Annotated in this window: 15 protein-coding genes and 2 pseudogenes; 12 read left to right on the top strand and 5 right to left on the bottom strand. The window is 67.0% G+C overall.

The features are described 5' to 3' along the window. Window positions 1-15: 15 nt before the first annotated feature. Window positions 16-207, bottom strand: coding sequence for a hypothetical protein (locus ACYVF7_RS37815; protein WP_460358654.1), 192 nt, complete (start codon window positions 205-207; stop codon window positions 16-18). Here ACYVF7_RS37815 and ACYVF7_RS37810 point away from each other — a divergent pair. The 12 genes and pseudogenes from ACYVF7_RS37810 to ACYVF7_RS37755 all read left to right on the top strand — a co-directional run bounded on the left by ACYVF7_RS37810 (window position 181) and on the right by ACYVF7_RS37755 (window position 16,239). Further along, on the top strand, window positions 181-726 hold the full coding sequence (locus ACYVF7_RS37810) for a suppressor of fused domain protein (protein ID WP_460350183.1): 546 nt from the start codon (window positions 181-183) through the stop codon (window positions 724-726). The genes ACYVF7_RS37815 and ACYVF7_RS37810 overlap by 27 nt on opposite strands. 225 nt (window positions 727-951) lie before the next feature. Continuing rightward, window positions 952-2,181 (top strand): FAD-dependent monooxygenase, encoded by a 1,230-nt coding sequence (locus ACYVF7_RS37805; RefSeq protein WP_460350181.1) that lies wholly within the window; start codon window positions 952-954, stop codon window positions 2,179-2,181. Window positions 2,182-3,051: 870 nt separating this feature from the next. Then, complete coding sequence (locus ACYVF7_RS37800) at window positions 3,052-4,065, top strand: LacI family DNA-binding transcriptional regulator (protein WP_460350179.1); 1,014 nt, start codon at window positions 3,052-3,054, stop codon at window positions 4,063-4,065. Window positions 4,066-4,239: 174 nt separating this feature from the next. After that, complete coding sequence (locus ACYVF7_RS37795) at window positions 4,240-6,366, top strand: glycoside hydrolase family 36 protein (protein WP_460350177.1); 2,127 nt, start codon at window positions 4,240-4,242, stop codon at window positions 6,364-6,366. Between the two features lie 131 nt (window positions 6,367-6,497). Continuing rightward, window positions 6,498-7,781, top strand: a complete 1,284-nt coding sequence (locus tag ACYVF7_RS37790; RefSeq protein WP_460350175.1) for an ABC transporter substrate-binding protein — start codon at window positions 6,498-6,500, stop codon at window positions 7,779-7,781. A 302-nt stretch (window positions 7,782-8,083) separates the two neighbouring features. After that, complete coding sequence (locus ACYVF7_RS37785) at window positions 8,084-9,352, top strand: SGNH/GDSL hydrolase family protein (RefSeq protein WP_460350173.1); 1,269 nt, start codon at window positions 8,084-8,086, stop codon at window positions 9,350-9,352. A 389-nt stretch (window positions 9,353-9,741) separates the two neighbouring features. Beyond that, a pseudogene (locus tag ACYVF7_RS37780) lies at window positions 9,742-11,219 on the top strand (non-reducing end alpha-L-arabinofuranosidase family hydrolase). Between the two features lie 603 nt (window positions 11,220-11,822). Then, window positions 11,823-12,098 carry a hypothetical protein gene (locus ACYVF7_RS37775; protein ID WP_460350171.1) on the top strand — a complete coding sequence of 92 codons (276 nt, stop codon included), beginning with the start codon at window positions 11,823-11,825 and terminating at the stop codon, window positions 12,096-12,098. Between the two features lie 482 nt (window positions 12,099-12,580). Next, a complete protein-coding gene (locus ACYVF7_RS37770; RefSeq protein WP_460350168.1) occupies window positions 12,581-13,021 on the top strand; it encodes a tyrosine-type recombinase/integrase in 441 nt (146 codons plus the stop codon). Window positions 13,022-13,377: 356 nt separating this feature from the next. Further along, window positions 13,378-14,067 carry a DUF2637 domain-containing protein gene (locus ACYVF7_RS37765; protein WP_460350166.1) on the top strand — a complete coding sequence of 230 codons (690 nt, stop codon included), beginning with the start codon at window positions 13,378-13,380 and terminating at the stop codon, window positions 14,065-14,067. Between the two features lie 3 nt (window positions 14,068-14,070). Continuing rightward, window positions 14,071-15,303, top strand: a complete 1,233-nt coding sequence (locus ACYVF7_RS37760; RefSeq protein WP_460350163.1) for an acetyl-CoA hydrolase/transferase family protein — start codon at window positions 14,071-14,073, stop codon at window positions 15,301-15,303. 273 nt (window positions 15,304-15,576) lie between these two features. Further along, window positions 15,577-16,239 (top strand): response regulator, encoded by a 663-nt coding sequence (locus ACYVF7_RS37755; protein ID WP_460350161.1) that lies wholly within the window; start codon window positions 15,577-15,579, stop codon window positions 16,237-16,239. An 85-nt stretch (window positions 16,240-16,324) separates the two neighbouring features. Here the strand turns inward: ACYVF7_RS37755 and ppdK are convergent. The 4 genes and pseudogenes from ppdK to ACYVF7_RS37735 all read right to left on the bottom strand — a co-directional run bounded on the left by ppdK (window position 16,325) and on the right by ACYVF7_RS37735 (window position 20,243). Next, a pseudogene (ppdK, locus tag ACYVF7_RS37750) lies at window positions 16,325-19,020 on the bottom strand (pyruvate, phosphate dikinase). After that, window positions 19,020-19,331 (bottom strand): SHOCT domain-containing protein, encoded by a 312-nt coding sequence (locus ACYVF7_RS37745; RefSeq protein ID WP_460350158.1) that lies wholly within the window; start codon window positions 19,329-19,331, stop codon window positions 19,020-19,022. The pseudogene ppdK and the gene ACYVF7_RS37745 overlap by 1 nt, the downstream one beginning before the upstream one ends. Window positions 19,332-19,473: 142 nt before the next feature. Beyond that, window positions 19,474-19,692: a zinc-binding dehydrogenase gene (locus tag ACYVF7_RS37740; RefSeq protein WP_460350156.1), complete on the bottom strand. Its 219-nt coding sequence runs from the start codon at window positions 19,690-19,692 to the stop codon at window positions 19,474-19,476. Further along, the gene (locus ACYVF7_RS37735) at window positions 19,689-20,243 is read right to left on the bottom strand and encodes an alcohol dehydrogenase catalytic domain-containing protein (protein WP_460350154.1); all 555 of its coding nucleotides are present in this window, start codon (window positions 20,241-20,243) and stop codon (window positions 19,689-19,691) included. The genes ACYVF7_RS37740 and ACYVF7_RS37735 overlap by 4 nt, the downstream gene beginning before the upstream one ends. Between the last annotated feature and the right edge of the window lie 271 nt (window positions 20,244-20,514).

The following is a 20,514-nucleotide window of genomic DNA, read 5'->3' as shown; positions in this document are numbered from 1 at the left end:
AGGCCGTCGGCTGCTCTAGAGTGCCTGGTCGTGGACGAGGTACGCGGGGCTGGGATTGAGCGGCATGAGCCGCGGTACGAGGGGTTCGTGGCGGCGGCAGGACAGCGGGAAGAGGTCGCCGAAGCCATCGACCGGCACGTTGCCGCGCACTTCGGGCCGGTTGAGTTCGTTTTGCACGAGATGGCCTCGCATCTCGTCGGGGTCCACGTCTACGTGATCGGGCCCACGGCGGAGCGGCCGTATCGGACGCTGATCACTTCGGGAATGAGTGAACGGCCGATGACCGTGCCCGAGGGAGCGGGGATCAGCCCGTACGCGGAGTTGATGCTGTGCCTGCCGGGGGACTGGCCGCTGACGCAGACGGCGTTGTATGACGAGCGGACGGGGTGGCCGGTCCGGGTGCTGAAACAGGTCGCTCGGTTGCCGCATGAGTACGCGACGTGGATCGGGGAGTGGCATTCGGTACCTAACGGCGATCCTGCGGTGCCGTATGCACCAGGTACCCCGTTCGTCGGGGTGGTCGTCACGCCGATGCTCAACGTTCGGCCGGAGGCACGCACCATCGAGGTCGGGGACGGAACTCTGATCAACCTGCTCGCATTGGTGCCGCTGCACCCGGCGGAGGTCGGGCTCAAGGTGTCGCGGGGCACGGATGCGCTCATCACGGCACTCGACCGCGGCAACGTCAGCGAGTTGCTGGAGCCGACCCGACCACCGCTCGTGTGACATCCGATGCGCTCTCATGCCGCCGACCGCGTGATGGTGCCGATCCTGAGCAGTACTCGCTTCTGCCGAGTTCAGCGTGTTCGCAGGAACGTGGACACGATCTCGGCTGCACCGATGAATTCTGGGTGGATCCGTCGTCTATACCGCTGGATATACCGACAGCGGTGGTTCAGAGCAGAAGCAATCGATCCGGACAGTGATCCGGCGGGGTGAGCGGGAGACAAAGTGAGCGGTACCAGGGTGTTGGTGGCGGGGGCGAGCATCGCGGGGCCTGCGCTGGCCCACTGGCTGCGTCGGCGGGGTGCCGAGGTGACCGTGGTGGAGCGGGCCCCCGAGCTGCGTCCCGGTGGGCAGGCGGTGGACGCGCGCGGGGTGGCCAAGGAGGTCATCCGGCGGATGGGGCTGGATGCGGCGGTGCGCGCGGCCCGCACCGAGACCGCCGGCGCGCACTACGTGGACGTCGACGGGAACGTGCTGGAGACCTTCCGCGCCGACGACGACGGTGGCGACGGGTTCATCGCGGACATCGAGATCCTGCGCGGGGACCTGTCCCAGGTGCTCTACGACGACACCCGGGACGGTGTCGAGTACGTCTTCGGCGACCGGATCGCCGAGCTCACCCAGGACGCGGACGGGGTCGACGTGGCCTTCGCGGGCGGCGATCGGCGGCGCTTCGATCTGGTGGTCGGGGCGGACGGGCTGCACTCGGCGCTGCGGGCGGCGGTCTTCGGGCCGCGCGAGCGGTTCGTCCGCCACCTCGGGCTCGTGCTGGCCTTCTATAGCGTGCCCAACGAGTTCGGGCTGGACCGCTGGCTGATCGAGTATCAGGACCAGGAGTCCGGGCGCTCCGCCATGCTGCGGCCCATCCAGGACGCCACCCGGGCGATGGCCATGTTCTCCTTCCCCGCGACCGATCTCCACGTCGACTACCGCGACGTCGAGGGTCAGAAGCGCCTGCTGCGTGAGCAGATGGCCAGCCTGGGCTGGTTGACCCCGCGCATCCTCGCGTACCTGGACGACACCCCGGACTTCTACCTCGACCAGGTCGCCCAGGTGGTGATGGATCGCTGGTCGAACGGACGGGTGGGGCTGATCGGCGACGCGGCGTTCAGCTCGTCGCCGATGTCCGGAGGGGGTACCGGGCTGGCCTTGGTCGGCGCCTACCTGCTGGCCGGAGAGCTGGCCGCTGCCGGCTGGGACCCGGAGGCTGGGTTCGCCGGCTACGAGGCGCGGATGCGCTCGTTCGTCGAGGCCAACCAGGAGATCGGCCGGCTGCACGTGCAGAGCCGCGACGTCCCCCAGCCGGACGCCGAGCCGAGCCCAGATTTCGCCGGCGAGTGGTTCACCGCGCTGATCGACCGCGCGATCAACGGGCCCGAGCTGCCCGACTACGCAGGGGTGCCGGACTCCGGGGCACCAGCCGGACCGCCGATCACCTCCTCGGCCAAACCGTAGGTGTCACCTAACGTGAGGTGTCACCTAGCGTGCCGAGCGGGACGAGGCCTCGGACGGCCACCGCAGGACTGCGTCCGCTCATGCCGCGAAGCGCGCTTCTCTTGCCGGGCGCCGTGAGTCGAAGTGGGTCGCCAGCGATCGGCGCCAGGCCGTTACTCGCTTGGGCGACGATGACGGATCCCTGAAGATGCAGCGAGGCGCGCAGGTTCGAATCCCACCTGCATGCCTAGGTGATCACGATAGGGCGCAACGAGCAAGTCGCTGACCTGCACCAACGGGAGAGTTTATAGATCAACTCGCAGGTCCGAGTTCTCTGGGGGAAGCCACACTGATGGGAACGGGCGCGACCTGCGTATTTGCGACGGTCAGCTGGCGATCGACGGACGCTTCACAGCCGGATGACCGCCCCTGCCGTGCACGACCAGAGGAGAAGCACTCCTACCTGGAACTCTGCCGACATCGCTGCGGCTACCCGCAAGTCCGAACGCGCGGATTAAGAGTCCGCTGCTCTCGTGTCAGATCAGTGCTCTGGGTGCCGGTCTATGCCGGTTCGTCCGCGACTACAACGGTTCCGGTGCCGCGCCGTGCCGCCAGCTGACGTGCTGTTTCGTGGCATCCGAGCACCTGCTGAGCAGCCAACGCATTGCATCGGGCCGACGTCGGCGGTCGGCGGTCGCTCTCGTACACCACGTCTGTGGACGCAACCCCCCGACGACCAGCCGATCGACCTCACGGCTGCCATCAAGCGCCGCAGTACCGTCACAGGCCTGATCCACGAATACCGAAGAGCCTCCTAACGATCATGTGAAAGCCCAGGTAAAGCTCTGACGATGAGTTTTGGCACGGCACAGGGTCTGTACGCTTGCCGAGGTGAGCACTCGTTCATTTCGGCGGCCGCCGGTTCTCGCCGACGTGGCGAGGGCGGCGGGTGTGTCCGTCCCGACGGTGTCACGGGTGCTTAGTGGTTCGGCGCCGGTCAGCGCGGACAAGCGACGGCAGGTGTTGCGTGCGATCGATGAGCTGGGGTACCGGCCGAACGCCGCTGCGCAGGCTCTGGTCACCGGCCGACGCTCGATCGTCAGCGTCCTGACCGCCGACACCACGCGGTATGGGTACGCCGAGACCATCCGGGGAATCGAGGAGGCCGCCCGGGCGGTGGGGCTCGTCGTGGCGATCACTGTTCTGGACGCCGACGACGAGGAGTCCATCGAGGCGGCGGTGGATCTGGCGCTGGGGCAGCCGCTGGCCGGGGCGATCGCGCTGGAGTTTGACAGCAGGGGCAGTCGGGCGCTGACGATTCTGCCGAAGTCGCTGCCGGTGGCGGCGGTGTCGTCCGAGGCGGAAGGGCGGCGGGTGCCGCGGGCGTTGTTTGACGACCGTGCGGGGGGTCGGGACGCCACCAACTATCTCCTTGGGCTGGGCCACCGCACCGTGCATCATGTGGCCGTCCCGGGATCGGGGCGGCCGAGCGGGCGGACGCTGGGTTGGCGTGAGGCGCTAGAGGCGGCCGGGGCGCCGGTGCCGGAGCCGTTGATGAGCGACTGGACGGCTCGGTCGGGCTACCAGGCGGGTGTGCACCTGGCCCGGCGGCGTGATGTGACCGCGGTGTTGTGCGGCAACGACGAGATCGCTTTCGGGGTGATCAAGGGTCTCCAGGCCGAGGGGCTGCGGGTGCCCGAGGATGTCAGCGTGGTCGGCTTCGACGACCATCCGCTCGCGGAGATGTGGACGCCGCCGCTGACGACGATGGGCCAAGACTTCGCGGAACTGGGCCGGATGGCGGTCGGTTTCCTGCTCGGACGACTGGCCGGCGGCGCGTACCGGGCTCCCTCGTCGACTCTGAAGCTGGTGGTCCGCGGCAGCACGGCGCCACCCCAGCCGTAGTCCGCCGTCCTCTCCCGAGTCCCCGGGCTGATCGCCCGCTGTGTCCGTCTGACTTCAGGCGTCGATTCGCCATGGATGTTGTGAAAGCGTTATCACGACATCGTCGGTGGTTAGTTAGCGTATTCGCTTGATAAACGTTTTCACGTTGCCTGGAGTCCCCGCCGGAAGGACGTTATGGCGAGCAAGTTCATCGGATGGTCTCCGGGCAGGGTGCGGCTGGTCTTGGAGGTATCGAAGGACGCACCGGTGCGGCTGGCCGCGCTGCACGGCACGGCGGACCGTCCGCACAGTGATCCTCCGGTCCGCCGGCAGCCCCTCGTCGAGCTGCTGGTGCTGGGCGAAGGGCGGGCCCTGTCGAACACCCGGTTCAGCGACACCGCGGTCGGCTCGCGACTGCGGTACACCGGCTCGGAGGAGCGGGCCGACGGCCCGTGGCGGGAGATGCGCGTACGGCAGCGTGACGCGGTGACCGGGCTAGAAGCGGTGTCGGTCTTCCGCGGCCGGGCCGACCTGTCCACCGTGCGGACCTGGACGGAGGTCGGCAACCATGGCACCGAGCCGCGGATCCTGCAGATGGTCTCGTCCTTCGCCTCCGGGGCGTTGCTCGAGGCGGGTGAGGACCCGGCCGATGTGGCCCTGATGCGAGCGCGCGCGGACTGGTGTGCCGAGGGCAGGTGGGCGACCATCCCCCTACGCGGACGCGACGGACTGGCCGACATCAACAGCGAACTCCACGACCATGACGGGCGAGGCGCGCTGATCACGGTCAGCCGGAGCACCTGGTCCTCGGGCGAGTACCTGCCGACCGGTGTGCTGGTCAATCAGCGGACCGGACGGGCGTGGGCCTGGCAGATCGAGCACAATGGGGCGTGGCGCTGGGAGGTGGACGGTCGGCGCACTGACGCGAACGCCTTCGCGCTCATTCTGTCCGGGCCCAACGACGGTGACCACCAGTGGAGCACCCGGCTGTCGCCCGGTGCCCGGTTCACGACCGTACCCGTCTCGGTTTCCGTGTCCGACCAGGGATACCAGGGGGCGCTGGCCGCCCTGACGGCGCAGCGACGCGCCATACGGCGGCCCCATCCGGCCGACGCGGCGTTGCCGGTCATCTTCAACGACTACATGAACACCCTGATGGGCGATCCGACGAGTGCTCGCTTGCGGCCGCTCATCGATGCCGCCGCGAGCGCCGGCGCGGAGTATTTCTGCATCGATGCGGGGTGGTACGACGACGGCGGTCGGTGGTGGGACAGCGTGGGGGCGTGGCAGCCGTCGACCACCCGGTTTCCCGATGGCGGGCTGCGCGCTGTGCTGGAGCACATCCGGCTCAACGGGATGCGTCCCGGGCTGTGGCTGGAGCCGGAGGTGATCGGGGTACGCAGCCCGATCGCGGCGAAACTGCCGGACGAGGCGTTTCTGAGCCGAAGCGGGCAGCGCGTCGTCGAGCACGGCCGGTACCTGCTCGACCTGCGCCATCCCGCGGCCCGCGCTCACCTGGACACTACAGTCGACCGCCTCGTGGGCGACTACGGCGTCGCGTACTTCAAACTCGACTACAACGTCACGCCCGGCGCGGGAACCGACCACGCGGCGTTGCAACCCGGCGAGGGGCTGCTCGCGCACAACCGGGCGCATCTCCGATGGCTCGACGCACTTCTCGACCGGCACCCCGATGTGATCTTCGAGAACTGCGCGTCCGGCGCGATGCGGGCCGACTACGCAATGCTGTCCCGCCTGCAACTGCAGTCCACGTCCGACCAGCAGGACGTCCGGCTCTACGCGGCGATCGCGGCGGCCGCACCCGCCGCGATCGCGCCAGAACAGGCCGGCAACTGGGCTGTCCCGCAACCGGGCATGCCGGACGAGACCATCGTCTTCGCGATGATCAATGGAATGGTGGGCCGGCTCTACCTGTCCGGCCATCTCGATCATATGAACGCGCACGAGCGCGACCTCGTGCAGCACGCGGTGGCGGTCTACAAGCGGATCCGCGATGAACTCGCCGCCGCCGAGCCCTTCTGGCCCTCGGGGTTGCCCGGGTGGTCAGACGAGGTCATCTCGCTGGGCTTGCGTACCGGCGGCACCCGCCGCCTGGCGATCTGGTGGCGTGGCGGTCAACCCGCCGACATCCACCTGGATCTGCCGCAGTTGAGGGATTGTCAGCTGTCCATCCATCCGGAGTATCCGACGACTATGGCCGACTGGCGGCCTCGATGGGATGCCCGTACCGGGCGGCTCACCGTGACGCCGGCCGCTCCGGGGCCATCCGCGCGCCTGCTGCGCCTGGAAACCACAACCTGACCGCCGCGACCGCCGACGCTCACGACGAATCGAGGGACCGCACCTATCGACACAGCCGCCTTCTAGCGGCTCTCGCGCATCCGCGCCCTTGAAGTACTCCGACGAGACTCGCCCGCTGAAGGAGAAACCGAATGTTCGAACCGACGAAGGCCCTCACGGCGCTGGCCGTGGGGATGTTCGCCCTTACCGCCGCGTGCGGCGGCGGATCCGGATCCTCGTCCAAGGTACTCAAGTTGTGGCACTTCGAGAGTGCGGACAGCGCGATGGGCGTCGCCTGGAACCAGGCGATCAAGGAGTTCGAAAGCAGCCACCCGGGCGTCAAGGTGAAGTTCGAGGAGAAGGGCTTCGAGCAGATCCAGAAGACCGCGCCGATGCTTCTCAACTCCAAGGACGCGCCCGACATCCTGGAGTACAGCAAGGGCAATGCGACGGCCGGCCTGGTCGCCAAGCAGGGCCTGCTCACCGACATGACGTCGGAGGTGACCAAACGCGGCTGGGACAAGCTGCTCGGCCCGAACCTGGCCGAGACCGCCAAGTACGACGCCAAGGGCGTGATGGGCGGCGATCGCTGGTACGGCGTCCCGAACTACGCCGAATACGAAAGGGTCTACTACAACAAGGCGATGTTCGCCAAGTACGGCATCAAGGTGCCGACGACGTTCGACGAGTTCACCGCCGCGATGGACACCTTCGTCAAGAAGGGGCTCACACCGCTGGCCAACGCCGGCCAGGAGTACCCGGCGCAGCAGTACCTCTACCAACTCGCGCTGACCAAGGCCGACCGGACATGGGTCGACAAATACCAGCGCTACACCGGCAAAGTGGACTTCCACGACGCCGCGTGGACGTACGGGGCGACGACGTTCGCCGACTGGGTGAAGAAGGGCTACATCAGCAAGGCCTCCTCGGGCATCAAGGCCGAGGACGCCGGCACCGCCTTCATGTCCGGCAAGTACCCGATGTTCTTCTCCGGCACCTGGTGGTACGGCCGGTTCGAGAAGGAGATCAAGGGCTTCCAGTGGGACAGCTTCCTGTGGCCCGGAACCAATCTGACCACCGGGTCCAGCGGCAACATGTGGGTGATCCCGAAGAACACCAAGAACAAGAACCTCGCCTATGACTTCATCGACATCACGATGAAGAAGGGCATCCAGAACCTGCTCGCCAACAACGGCGGCGTTCCGGTCGCGGCCGACACCGACGGCGTCACCGACCCGCTGAACAAGAAGCTGATCAGCGATTTCCAGACGCTGGCCACCGGCAACAGGCTCAGCTTCTACCCGGACTGGCCGATCCCCGGCTTCTACGACGTGCTCGTGACCGACACCCAAAAGCTGATCAACGGCTCGGCCAGCCCGCAGAGCGTGCTGAGCGGCATCGGCTCCTCCTACAACCAGGGCCGCTCCAACAACTGACCCGGACCGCGGGGGCGGTCCCCGGTTACTACAACTGCGTGGATAACACCGTGCCGGGCTATCGAGAATATTTACTCAACCGAATATGCCCTGTTGCGCGTTCGCCTCCACCTTTATCGCCCCTGGGCTCGGGCATGACACTGCGGCTCCTCATAGCGGCCCGTACCGGGCCCGCCGGGCAGCGGCCCGGCACGGGACCAGCATTGCCTGGACCTGTCCTGACCTCCCCGCACAGCGCGGTTTCACCTTCGCCGGGTGACACCAGCCAGCGCGTTTCTGCACCTCAACGAAAGGAAATAAAGATGAAGTTCCCTACCCCTCGCCCGCAGCACCTTTGGCTGCCGATAGCCGGGGCGTTCCTGCTAATTAGTAGCATTGCGGTGCCGCCCGGCTTCGCGTCCGCCGACCAGCGTCAGCAGCCGCAGGACACGCCGCGCCCGGGCGCGGCTCAGTGGGTTGCCACGTGGGGCGGCAGCCCACAGGACATGGGCAACCACCACTACACCGGGACAATCCGTAACATCGTTTTCGCCGCGGTTGACGGCCACTCCGTCCGCGTCCGCCTCACGAACACGTTCGGCGACCAGCCACTGAAAATCGGCGACGCATACATCGGCGTTTCCGGCGCTGATGGCAACATCCACGGCCCTAACGTGCCGCTGACCTTTGCCGGTTCGCGGACGACCACGATCCCCCAGGGCGCTGAAGCCCTCAGCGACCCAGTCAGCCTGACCGTCCCCGCGCTGACCGACCTCGCAGTTAGCGTCTACGTACCGCAAGCCACCGAGCAGACCGGGCACAGCGACTCACGGGAGACCTCGTACATCACACAGGGAACCGATCACGCCGGAGATACCACCACAGCGGCATACGCCCCGACCTCGTCGTGGTTGTTCGTGGACAGCGTTGACGTGATGGCCGGCCCGCCGAACCAGGGCACGGTGGTCGCACTTGGCGACTCCATCACCGACGGCGCGGCGTCCACGGTCAACGCGAACAAGCGGTGGCCCAACGATCTGGCGCGCCGGCTGAACACCCGTAAGGGCGTCACCTTGAGCGTGGCCGACGAGGGCATCAGCGGAAACCAGGTTCTGCAGGACACGAGCTCCTATGGCGTCGGAGCATTGAACCGGTTCGACCGGGACGTAGTGGACCGGACCGGCGCAAAGGACGTCATCCTGCTCGAAGGAATCAACGACATAGGCGCCGCAGACGCCCAGGCCAACCAGCTGATCGCGGCCTATCAGCAGCTCATCGCCCGGGCGCACGCAGCCCACTTGAAGATCTTTGGCGGCACCCTCACCCCGTTCAAGGGAGATTGGGAGATCGCGACGGGCTACTGGTCACCCGAAAAAGAACAGACACGCGAGGCAGTGAATAACTGGATCCTCAAAAGCGGAGCCTTCGACGGTGTCATCGACTTCGCCAAGGCAACCGCTGATCCAAGCAACCCGCAGATGATCAACACCGCCTACGACAGCGGCGACCACCTGCACCCTAACGACGTCGGATATCAGACAATGGCCGACACCATTAACCTGCCCATGCTCTTGCGGCCCATAACTGGTTAGGCCGAGGCCACTGAACTCGGAACTGGTTAGCACGGCAGCCGCAGATCGTGGCCTTGATCAACGGTTGGCGAAAGGATGAGATCAGCTTGACCGCCGCTGAGCCTCGGCGAGGCCGAGCGTGTCACGCAGGACTCTCCTTCCAAACCTTCCGTTACATCTTGACGCGGTCATTGTTATCGTTCACAGTCCGTTTGGTGCGTTCAGTCGCACCGCTGGTTGGTTACCTGTCGCCTACATCCCTGCATATCCCTGCCCAGATCGTCGTCGAAGGATGTTAGCGCTAACCCGTCGCCGCCTGGGCCGTTTGTCCGTGCGCGGGTGCCGTCGGAGTCCGCGCCGATGCGGCCTCCTTCAGGTCGGCGATCCCAAATGATGGAAGGAAAGATGCCATGTCCGTTGGGTTTGCGCGCACCGCGAGGTGGCGTCGTCGGTGGCTGTCGGGGTTGGCCGCTGCGGTGGCCGTGGCGGTCGTGGGCGGGCTGCTCACGATGGCCTCGACGCCCGCGTCGGCTGCCACGGTGGACACCACCGCCTGGTATGTACTGGTGAACCGCAACAGTGGCAAGGCCATCGACGTCAACGGTGCGTCCACCGCCGACGGTGCCAACCTCATCCAGTGGGACCGCAGCAATGCCTACAACCAGCAATTCCAGTTCGTGGACGCTGGCGGTGGCTACTACCGACTGAAGGCCCGCCACTCCGGCAAGGTCGTGGACGTCAACGGTGCGTCCACCGCAGACGGTGCGCAGCTTGTGCAGTGGTCCGACTATGACGGGACCAACCAGCAGTTCCGGCTGGTCGACTCCGACAGCGGCTACGTTCGGCTGGTCAACCGGAACAGCGGCAAGGTCGTCGAGGTGGCGGGCCTGTCGACCACCGACGGCGCCAGCGTCCAGCAGTGGAGCGACTGGAACGGCAGCAACCAGCAGTGGCAGCTCGTCAAGGTCGATGGGGGCAGCGCATGCGCTCTTCCGTCGAGCTACCGTTGGACATCGACCGGCCCGCTGGCAAACCCGAAGTCGGGGTTGAACGCGCTCAAGGACTTCACCAACGTCGTCTACAACGGCCAGCACATCGTCTATGCCTCGACGACCGACTTCGAAAAGCACTATGGATCGATGAACTTCAGCCCCTTCACAAACTGGTCCGACATGGCCTCGGCCGGCCAGAACACGATGTCCATCGGTGCCGTCGCGCCGTCGCTGTTGTACTTCGCCCCGAAGAACATCTGGGTGCTCGCCTACCAGTGGGTGCGACCACCTTCTCCTACCGCACTTCGAGCGACCCCACCAACGCCAACGGATGGTCCTCGCCGCAGACGCTGTTTACCGGGGACATTCCCGGCTCGGCGGCTCCCCTCGACCAGACACTCATCGGTGACGACACGAACATGTACATGTTCTTCGCCGGCGACGACGGCAATATCTACCGGGCGAGCATGCCCATCGGGAACTTCCCGGGCAGCTTCGGCTCGTCGTACACGACTGTCATGAGCGACACGGCCGCTAACCTGTTCGAGGCGGTTGAGGTCTACAAGGTCCAGGGTCAGAACCAGTACCTCATGATCGTCGAGGCGCAGGGGGCGAATGGGCGTTACTTCCGCTCGTTCACCGCCACCAGCCTGGGCGGGTCGTGGACGCCGCAGGCCGCCACCGAGAGCAACCCCTTCGCCGGCAAGGCCAACAGTGGCGCGACCTGGACCAACGACATCAGCCACGGCGATCTGGTCCGGACCAACCCTGATCAGACCAAGACCGTTGACCCTTGCAATCTGCAGCTGCTGTACCAGGGCCGGGACCCGAGCTCCGACGGCATGGACTACAACCTCCTGCCTTGGCGGCCGGGCGTGCTGACGCTGCAGCGCTAGCCAGTGGCGTGACGCAGGTCCGGCTCGGGTGTTCCTGACGTTCGCGGGCAACGACGTACGCCGAACCGGGTGAGCGTCACAGCACGCGTTCAGGAACGGGTGGAGCTGGAGCGGGCGGGCTCGGTACAAGGCCGAGCCCGCCCGCGCACGCAGAGAACCCAGATGGTGGCGGCCCGACCGACAAGGCGCGTAGGGCGGCGGTCAAGGGCGCGTTGGCCGCCGTCACGGCGTGGCTGCACCACGACGACGGTCTACGGGGACGGCTGGCGGCCGTAGGTGAACCACTCCGCCGCAAGCCGCGGGACGAGCGCCGGGGCGGCGGGCGCAGACCTCACCGAACGTCGGTGGAGGAGCGCGTGTTCGTTCAGACGCATATCATCCCGCGACTGGCTGAGGAGGTCGGTACGTCCCGTGTCGTGGAATTTCAGGCCCGCGCCGTCGAGACGCACTTCTGGTGCGAGTTGTTCGCGCAGACCGCCCGGGGCACTGGATGAGTGCCCGGGCTTGTAGGAGAGGGCTAAGCAGTTTGTCGTCGACGCCCTCACCGCCAGGAATGTGCCGCACCCCCCGCTGTCGGCGCGCATGCTGCCGTACCAGGGCATAGTGCGCAAGGCGGTGGATCTGGTCTTTGAACTGCTACCGCATGCCGCCGGGCTGCCCGCTCCCAAACACGTATTCGAGCTGATCTGGCCGGTGCGCGTGCTCGCCTGCCTGATGTGCAAGGACCCGAGCGAACATTCGGCCGTCCGCCAGTACTGCCCGAACCCGATCTTGCAGTGGGGCGAGGCGCGCGTGCGAGAGAAGGAGCGCAAGCGCATGGGATGGACGTTCCCGGACGAGTGGCCGGACCAAGGCTCGAACGAGGCCGGAGCCGCATGACCTTCACTTCAGCGGGCCGCGCCGCCCCATGCCGGCGTGGCCGAAAGCATGGCCGATTCAGAGTCCCGACTGGCTGGCATGCTCAGAAGGTCGTGTCGGCGATTCAGGGTGAACAGCCTTCGGCTGGTCCTGGCCCTATTGAACATCGGCGGCTCTCCGCATTTCCTCTGACCAGATGCTCTGTGCCCGCTGAACTGCATTGACTTGGAGAAGGGCTGATCGCGTCGGTCTGGACGACGGTCAGTTGACGGTCATGCGATCAAGGGGGATGGCTCATGGGGTACGTGCGGACACGGTACCGCCGTGATGGGTGCCCGAGGTATACCGCTTACTACTGGGATGTGCGGGGTCGGGAGCGGTCTGCGGGAACGTTCGCGGCGAAGAAAGCAGCGGTTTGTGCGTGGCGGCGCGCTGAGGCCAGGACCGGGGAGGGGCGGTTCGTTGACCTGCGCAGCGGGCGGCAGTCCTTCGCCCGGTACGTGATGGATGTCTGGCTGGTCGCCCATCGGATGGAGGCCAACACACGCCAGGGCTATACCTCAGTGATCAAGGGGTATCTGCTGCCGGAGTTCGGCGCGATGCGGATGATCGAGACCCTCCCCTCGCACGTACGGGACTTCCTGCGCCGGCTCACCGACTCGGGTAGATCCGCTACGACGGTGCAGCGGTGTAAGACTGTGTTGAGTTCGATCTTCACGACGGCGCTGAACGACCAAGTGATCTTCCTGCATCGCGGACCCGCACCGGCACCCGCCAGGCTGCCGTGTCGTGACGTCGGCCACGGTCAAATGACGGTCGAGCGATCAAAAGCCCGGCCACCCTGTCGGGTGTCCGGGCTGCTGACCAGGCCAAACGTGGTGGGCGATACTGGGATTGAACCAGTGACCTCTACCGTGTCAAAAGGAATCCGTTGGTTCAGTTGACCAGCGACTTTTCATAAACGTGCAGGTCAGAGGCTCCGTTCAAGGAAGTTGAGGGACGTTCGGAGACGTTGCGGGAAGGCCTCGTCTCCAGTTCCTCTCCAGATCTTGTAGGGGAGCCACCCGCATGTTCGTCCCGTCATCGCTACTTTCTGTAACCGTCCGCGAGATCCGAGGCGGCGCTGATCGCCGGTACGCGTTTGACCAGGAACGTTCATCCACTGCAGGCGGCCTGATCGCATCGGCGGAGCTGAGGGTCGAGATCGCCCGTCTGCGGCGCGAGCGCGGGGGAGTGGTGAAGAACTGTGCCGCAGCCCCGCGGTGTGCTGTGGCGCCGGACGGCAGCCTTGCGTCGGTGGGTGAGCGGTGATGCGGGCCGGGGACCGAGTGAGTGGGCGACGACGCTGAGTGTGGTCGTGCTGGCCGTGATCGCGGCGATCGTGTCGTATCGGCATATGTATCTGCTGGTGCGGCGGTACGGGGAGACGTCCTGGACCGCCGTGCTTCTTCCGATCTCGGTCGACGGAATGATTGTCACCTCATCCATGTCCTTGCTGATGGATTCACGATCCCGTCGGCGGAGTGGGCTGCTGCCCTGGGCGTTGCTGCTCATCGGCAGTGCCGCCAGTTTGGCGGCGAACGTGGCGGTGGCCGAACCCTCGGCGGTCGGCCGGCTGATCGCCGCCTGGCCGTCCTGTGCTCTGATTGGCTCGTATGAGCTGCTGATGCGCCAGGTCAGGAACGCAACCGCACAGAGCCTGCGGGGTGCTTCAGAGGAGCCTCATACGGGCTCGACGATCGATGGCGTAGTTCCGGACAGGCCCGCATACGAAGCCGTGACGCCGACCGAAGGCGCTTCTTACCCGGCTCATATGGACGTGCTCGAAGACCGCATCGCCTCGTATGAGGCCCATACCATCGGAGGCGATCTGTCAGAGGGCTCATACTTCGTCCGTGGCGCGTCGAGTGGTCCAGTGTGTGTGCTGGAGCGGATCGCTAGGGAACTCGGCGGGTGCTCAAGGAGCGGGCCGAACGATGGTCAGAGGTGACTGATGCGCGTGATCTCGGAGACACGGCTTGCGGCGGTGCTGGCAAGCTTGCCGCACCGACCACGGGTGGTGACCGGTGGCAACTTCGCCACCCCGTGGCGGGCCTTGTCCGTGTTGGATGCTGCGGTCGCGGAGTACCGGTTGTTCGTGCTGAACGGTCAGACGGGCCTGCCGGATCGGGAGGGGGTCGTGCTGGAGACCCCGTTCGTCGGTCCGGGACAACGAGGGCGCGCCGGTCTGCGGTACTTCCCGTGCAGGCTGTCGCTCGTGCCGCTTCTGCTCAATGAGGTCCTGGTGCCCGACGTTGTGATCGTGCAGACATCACGGCCGGTGGAGGGGACCGTGTCCCTGGGCATCGAGGTGAACGTGCTGCCGGCTGCGATCGAGGCCGCCCGGGCTCGCGGCGGGCCGGTCATCGCGCAGGTGAACCCGCAGATGCCGTACACCTTCGGGGACGCGGTCGTGCCGGTGGGCGACTTCGACTTCGCGATCGAGGCAGAGTGCGAACTGCCGGGGCCGGTACGTCGCGCGCCGAGCGCGGTGTCGCGTGCCATCGGGGAGCGGGTAGCGGCCCTGGTGCCCGAGGAGGCGACGTTGCAGCTGGGCATCGGGGCGGTGCCGGACGCGGTGCTGGAGTCGCTGCGGCCCCGGCGTGGGCTGGCCGTCTGGTCGGAGATGTTCAGCGACGGGGTGCTCGCCCTGGAGAAGGCGGGAGCGCTGTCGTCAGCGAGCCCGATCACCGCGTCGTTCGCGTTCGGGTCGCCGGAGCTGTATGACTGGCTGGACCATAACGAGCGGGTGCGGATGCTGCGCACGGAGAAGACCAACGACCCGGGACTGATCGCGCGGCAGCCGCGCCTGATCTCGGTCAACTCGGCGTTGCAGGTGGACCTGTTCGCCCAGGCCAACGCAGCGCAAGTGCACGGGGTGGTCTATTCGGGGTTCGGTGGGCAGACCGACTTCGTGGTCGGGGCGCTGCACTCTCCCGGCGGTCACGCGATCATCGCGCTGCCGTCCTGGCATCCGAAGGCGAACGTCGGGGCGGTGATCCCGCGGCTGTCCGGACCGGTCACCTCCTTCCAGCACAGCTTCATCGTCAGCGAGCAGGGCACCGCAGCGATCTGGGGCCAGGACGCCACGTCACAGGCCCAGCAGATCGTGGATCGGGTCGCGCACCCCGACGCCCGCGAGAGCCTGCGCGAAGCGGGTCGGGAGCTCGGCTTCCCCCTGCGCTGACAACCGCGTCGTCGTCGAGGACGAAGCGCATCGGTGCGACCGTCGGCAACGCCTGGTCGGTGAAGACCACGCGGCCGGGACACGTCGGGCGCGTCGGGGCTTCTAGGTCACCCTGATGGCGCTCATCCACGTCATGGCGCTGGCGAAGAGGCGCTGGATGACGGTGTCGTGCAAGGCATGCCCGCAGAGACACCAGGGCTCATCGTTTCGAGGCGGTGGGAGCCTCCATCATCGTCGGACCGCCGTACGCTCGATGGCTGTACGGTCGTGAGCATGACGACCCCCATCAAGGTCTTCCTCCTCGATGATCACGAAGTCGTGCGGCGGGGAGTCGCTGCCCTGCTCGAGTCCGAGGCCGACATCACCGTCGTGGGCGAGGCCGACACCGCCGAGCGGGCACTGGCCCGGGTTCCGGCCCTCAAGCCGGACGTCGCGGTGCTGGACGTGCGGCTCCCCGACGGTGACGGCGTGACGGTGTGCCGGGAGCTCCGTTCGCGGATGCCGGAGCTGGCGTGTCTGATGCTCACCTCGTTCTCCGACGAGGAAGCGCTCTTCGAGGCGGTGATGGCCGGTGCTTCGGGGTACGTGCTCAAGCAGATCCACGGCTCGGATCTGGTGGGGGCGGTCCGTACAGTGGCGGCCGGTCAGTCGCTCCTGGACCCGCGAAGCACCGCGAGGATGTTGGAGCGCCTCCGCCGACGCCCCTGCGAAGATCCACTTGCGGGGCTCACTGAGCAGGAACGTAAGATCCTCGATCTCATCGGTGACGGGCTGACCAACCGCCAGATCGGTGAACGCCTGTTTCTGGCGGAGAAGACCGTCAAGAACTACGTCTCGGGCATCTTCACCAAGCTCGGAATGCATCGCCGTACGCAGGCAGCGGCCTTCATCACCCGGCTTCGCGTGGACCGGCCATCCGACCCGCTCCAGGAGTGATGACCGCTCGCCGGCGTCGCCGACACATGGCGATGACCGCTCTGCCGACCAGGTCCAGTCGGCAGAGCGGCCACCGCCCGCAGGATCAGCGGGCGTCCGAGGAGGAGTCTCGGCCGTCTTGGGCGACGGCGGCGCGGCCGGCCTCGAGCCTGGCGACCGGAACGCGGAACGGTGAGCAGGAGACGTAGTCCGGGCCGGCCGTGTGGAAGAAGTGCACCGAGTCCGGATCGCCGCCGTGCTCACCGCAGATGCCCAGCTCCAGGTGGGGCCGGGCGGCCCGTCCTTCTCGTACGGCCAGTTCGACGAGTCGGCCGACGCCGTCCCGGTCCACCGACTCGAAGGGCGAGGTCGGGAAGATGCCCTTGTCGAGGTAGGAGGCGAAGAAAGCGCCTTCGACGTCGTCACGGGAGAATCCCCAGGTCGTCTGGGTGAGGTCGTTGGTGCCGAAGGAGAAGAAGTCCGCCTCCTCGGCGATCCGCCCTGCGGTGAGCGCGGCCCGTGGCAGCTCGATCATCGTGCCGATCGGGCAGGACACGTCGACGCCCGTCTCCCTGGCGACGTCCGCCAGCACCTGCCTCGACTGCTTCACGATGATCCGCAATTCGGCCGCGTCGGCGACGAGCGGGATCATGATCTGCGCGCGTGGGTCACCGCCGCTGGACCGGCGGGCCGCGACCGCCTCGGCGATGGCCCGTACCTGCATCGAGAACAATCCCGGGACCGCCAGCCCGAGCCGTACGCCGCGCAGCCCCAGCATCGGGTTCTCCTCGTGCAGGCGACGGACGGCCCGCAGGAGCCGGGCCTGGCCCTCATCGGGTTCACCGCGCTCCTCGGCGAGGGCTACCCGGACCGACAGATCGGTCAGGTCCGGCAGGAACTCGTGCAGGGGAGGGTCGAGCAGCCGGATCGTCACCGGCAGCCCGTCCATGGCCCGCAGGATCTCGGTGAAGTCCTGCCGTTGCAGCGGCATCAGCGCGTCGAGGGCGGCTTGGCGCTCCTCGGGCGTCTCGACGAGGATGAGGCGTTCGACCAGGGGTCGCCGATCGCCGAGGAACATGTGCTCGGTGCGGCAGAGTCCGATGCCCTCCGCGCCGAAACGGCGTGCCCGCGCCGTGTCCTGCGGCGTGTCCGCGTTGGCGCGCACTCCCAGTCGCCGGACTCCGTCGGCATGGGACATCGTCCGGGCCACGGCGGCCACGAGGTCGTCGCCTTCGTCCGGCCCGCCTTCGAAGTACTGTGTGACCGGTGAGGGAACCACGGGGACCTCGCCGAGGTAGACCTCGCCGCCGGACCCGTCGATCGAGATCAGGTCGCCATCTCGGACGACGATGCCGTCCGTGGTGGTGAAGCGTCCCTGGTCGGCGTCGACTTCCAACGCCGCGGTGCCGCACACGCAGGCGCGTCCCATGCCCCGGGCGACCACTGCGGCGTGCGAGGTCTTTCCGCCGTGGCTGGTCAGAACGCCCTCCGCCGCGATCATACCTGCCAGGTCGGCCGGGTTGGTCTCCCGCCGGACCAGGATGACCTTCTCACCGTTCTGGGCGCGTTGGACGGCTGTACGGCTGTCGAAGACCGCCCGGCCGACGGCCGCGCCGGGTGATGCGCTCACTCCGCGGGCGATCGGCTCGACCCCGTCGGCCGTACGGTCGAATCGAGGGAACATCAACCGCATGAGCTGCGCACCGGACACACGCCGCAGGGCCTCGTCGGCGTCGATCAGGCCCTCGTCGACCAGCTGCGCGGCGATGCGGAAGGCGGCCGCCGCGGTGCGTTTGCCGACCCGCGTCTGCAGCATCCACAGCTTCCCGCGTTCGATGGTGAACTCGATGTCGCACAGGTCCCGGTAGTGATGCTCCAGAGTCCGCATGATGCGCAGCAGTTCCTCGTACGCCGCCGGGTGGATCTGGTCGAGTTCCTGCAGCGGGACCGTGTCACGGATGCCGGCGACGACGTCCTCGCCTTGAGCGTCGGGCAGGTAGTCGCCGTAGACGCCGGCCTGGCCGGTGCCCGGATCCCGGGTGAAGGCGACGCCCGTGCCGGAGTCCATACCGACGTTGCCGAACACCATCGCCATGACGTTGACGGCGGTTCCGAGATCGTCGGGGATGTGCTCCTGACGGCGGTAGACCCGGGCCCGGTCGCTGTTCCAGGACTCGAAGACGGCGCGGATGGCGAGGGTCAGCTGTTCGATCGGATCCTGCGGCATCGGCCGGCCTGCTCGGCGATGAGTCGTTTGAAGGTCGTTGTGAGGGCCGTCAGGTCGGTGGCGTCCAGGTTCAGGTCCCCGGCCACGCCCTTAACGTGCTTGGCCTCGTCCAGCGCCGCCTCGAACAGTTCGCCGTTCACGCCGAGCACCGTCGCGCCGAACAGTTGGAGCAGACGCCGGTAGCAGTCCCACGCGAACCGTTCGTCGCCCGCCTGTGCGGCCAGCCCCACGACTGATTCGTCGTTCAGCCCGATGTTGAGGATGGTGTCCATCATGCCGGGCATGGAGAACTTTGCCCCCGAGCGCACGCTCAGCAGCAGGGGGTCGTCTGGTTGCCCGAGCTGTCTGCCCATCCGCTTCTCCAGCGCTTCCAGGTGGGCCACCATCTCTTCGCGAAGCTCTGGCGGCTCGGTCCCGGCCGTGATGTAGGCACGGCACGCTTCGGTGGTGATGGTGAAGCCCGGGGGAACCGGCAGCCCGAGCCGGGTCATCTCGGCGAGGTTCGCGCCCTTGCCTCCGAGAAGATCCTTCATGTCCTTGTTCCCGGACGCGAAGTCGAACAAGTAGCGTCGCATCATGACCTCTCTGGTCGTATGGCGGTCTCGTACTCGGTGGAGCGCGGCTCGTCATGTCGGGGTCGTCTGCCGCCTGAAAGCAGAGCATCCAGGCGCTCGATGTATTCGTCCGTGCCGATCTCGCCGCGGGCGAGGCGTTCGGCCAGGAGCTGCTCGGGTGTGGGCCGGGGCGGTGCCGCGCCCGGGTGCCCGGTCCGGCCGAGGTAGCGCGCGAGCACGAGGACACCGACGATCAGCGCCGCCCAGAAAAGCACCATGCCGATGGTCATGAAGCCGTATCCCCAGCCGTTCATGTGGTCGCCGTAGAACATGTGTGATCTCCTCCATTTCGTCCGGTCGGGGGTATCCGACCGTTCTCGGGTTGCGTGTACGGCACCGCCTGTGCGATGCCGTACACATCGAGCGCGGATCCGGTGCGCGCGGGCGCGCCGCTTCTCCCGGTGCGGGAGAACGTCAACGCGTCAGGACGACTTCGAACGCGGCCGGCACCCCGACGGCCTCGATCGTGACATCCACTCCCAGACCCGCGGTGAGCGAACGGACGATGCCCAGGGGGTCCTGGCGGGAGCTGTTTATCGTGACGTCCGCACCGAATCGCTTGGCCGCTTCGAGGCGGCTGTCGGCCAGATCGATGGCGATGACGTGGCTCGGGCTGAACAGGCGTGCCGTCATGATGGCGGACAGGCCGATGGGCCCGGAGCCGACCACCGCGACGACGTCGCCGGGCGAACGCCGCAGTTCAGGACACCGACTTCATAGCTGGTCGGCAGGATGTCGGCGAGCATGAGCACGTCCTCGTCGGCGACGCCGTCCGGCACCGGGTGGGTGGAGGTGTCGGCGAACGGTACGCGGACGTATTCGGCCTGGGTGCCGTCGATCGTGTGGCCCAGGACCCAGCCGCCACCACCGAGGCACTGCCCGTACCGGGATTCCCGGCAGAACCGGCAGGTCCCGCACGCGGTAATGCAGGAGATCAGTACCCGATCACCGGGCCTGCGCGTCCGCACGCCGCCGCCTACGGTCTCGATGGTGCCGACAGCTTCGTGGCCGAGGATCCGTCCGGGCGTCACCGCCGGCACGTCGCCTTTGAGGATGTGCAGGTCCGTGCCGCAGATGGTGACCGCGTCGACGCGGACGATGGCGTCGGTCTCGTCGACGATCTGGGGATCGGGAACGTCTTCCCAGGCTCTACGGCCTGGTCCGTGGTAGACGAGCGCTCGCATGTCATCTCCCGCTGTTCGATGGAGACTGCGCTGTCAGCGTGTTCGTCGCCGGCCGGGTCTCGGGAGGGTCTTAGGTCCCGTCGATGAGCGTGAACGTCACGGCCCTTTGAGCACGGCCCGTGCGACCCGCCATCGGCGGACCACGATTCGGCATCGGTGTTGGGCCCGTCCGTGGCGTCGTTGATCGGGGACGAAGGTCCTGTGTGCGGCCTTGCTTTCGCCTCTGCGGTGCGTGTGGTCGTGCGGGGTTGAGTTAAGGCAGCCGGAGCCG

It is taken from the genome of Actinoallomurus acanthiterrae (assembly GCF_054775715.1).
Note: the sequence above shows the minus strand (reverse complement) of the source record. Positions and strands in the feature narration are given on the sequence as shown.

Coding starts and splice junctions, on each gene's coding strand:
- ACYVF7_RS37810 (WP_460350183.1), top strand. CDS start 181: ATGGCCTCGCATCTCGTCGGGGTCCACGTCTACGTGATCGGGCCCACG.
- ACYVF7_RS37795 (WP_460350177.1), top strand. CDS start 4,240: ATGGCGAGCAAGTTCATCGGATGGTCTCCGGGCAGGGTGCGGCTGGTC.
- ACYVF7_RS37790 (WP_460350175.1), top strand. CDS start 6,498: ATGTTCGAACCGACGAAGGCCCTCACGGCGCTGGCCGTGGGGATGTTC.
- ACYVF7_RS37785 (WP_460350173.1), top strand. CDS start 8,084: ATGAAGTTCCCTACCCCTCGCCCGCAGCACCTTTGGCTGCCGATAGCC.
- ACYVF7_RS37770 (WP_460350168.1), top strand. CDS start 12,581: ATGGATGTCTGGCTGGTCGCCCATCGGATGGAGGCCAACACACGCCAG.
- ACYVF7_RS37760 (WP_460350163.1), top strand. CDS start 14,071: ATGCGCGTGATCTCGGAGACACGGCTTGCGGCGGTGCTGGCAAGCTTG.
- ACYVF7_RS37755 (WP_460350161.1), top strand. CDS start 15,577: ATGACGACCCCCATCAAGGTCTTCCTCCTCGATGATCACGAAGTCGTG.
- ACYVF7_RS37745 (WP_460350158.1), bottom strand. CDS start 19,331: ATGTTCTACGGCGACCACATGAACGGCTGGGGATACGGCTTCATGACC.
- ACYVF7_RS37740 (WP_460350156.1), bottom strand. CDS start 19,692: ATGACGGCACGCCTGTTCAGCCCGAGCCACGTCATCGCCATCGATCTG.
- ACYVF7_RS37735 (WP_460350154.1), bottom strand. CDS start 20,243: ATGCGAGCGCTCGTCTACCACGGACCAGGCCGTAGAGCCTGGGAAGAC.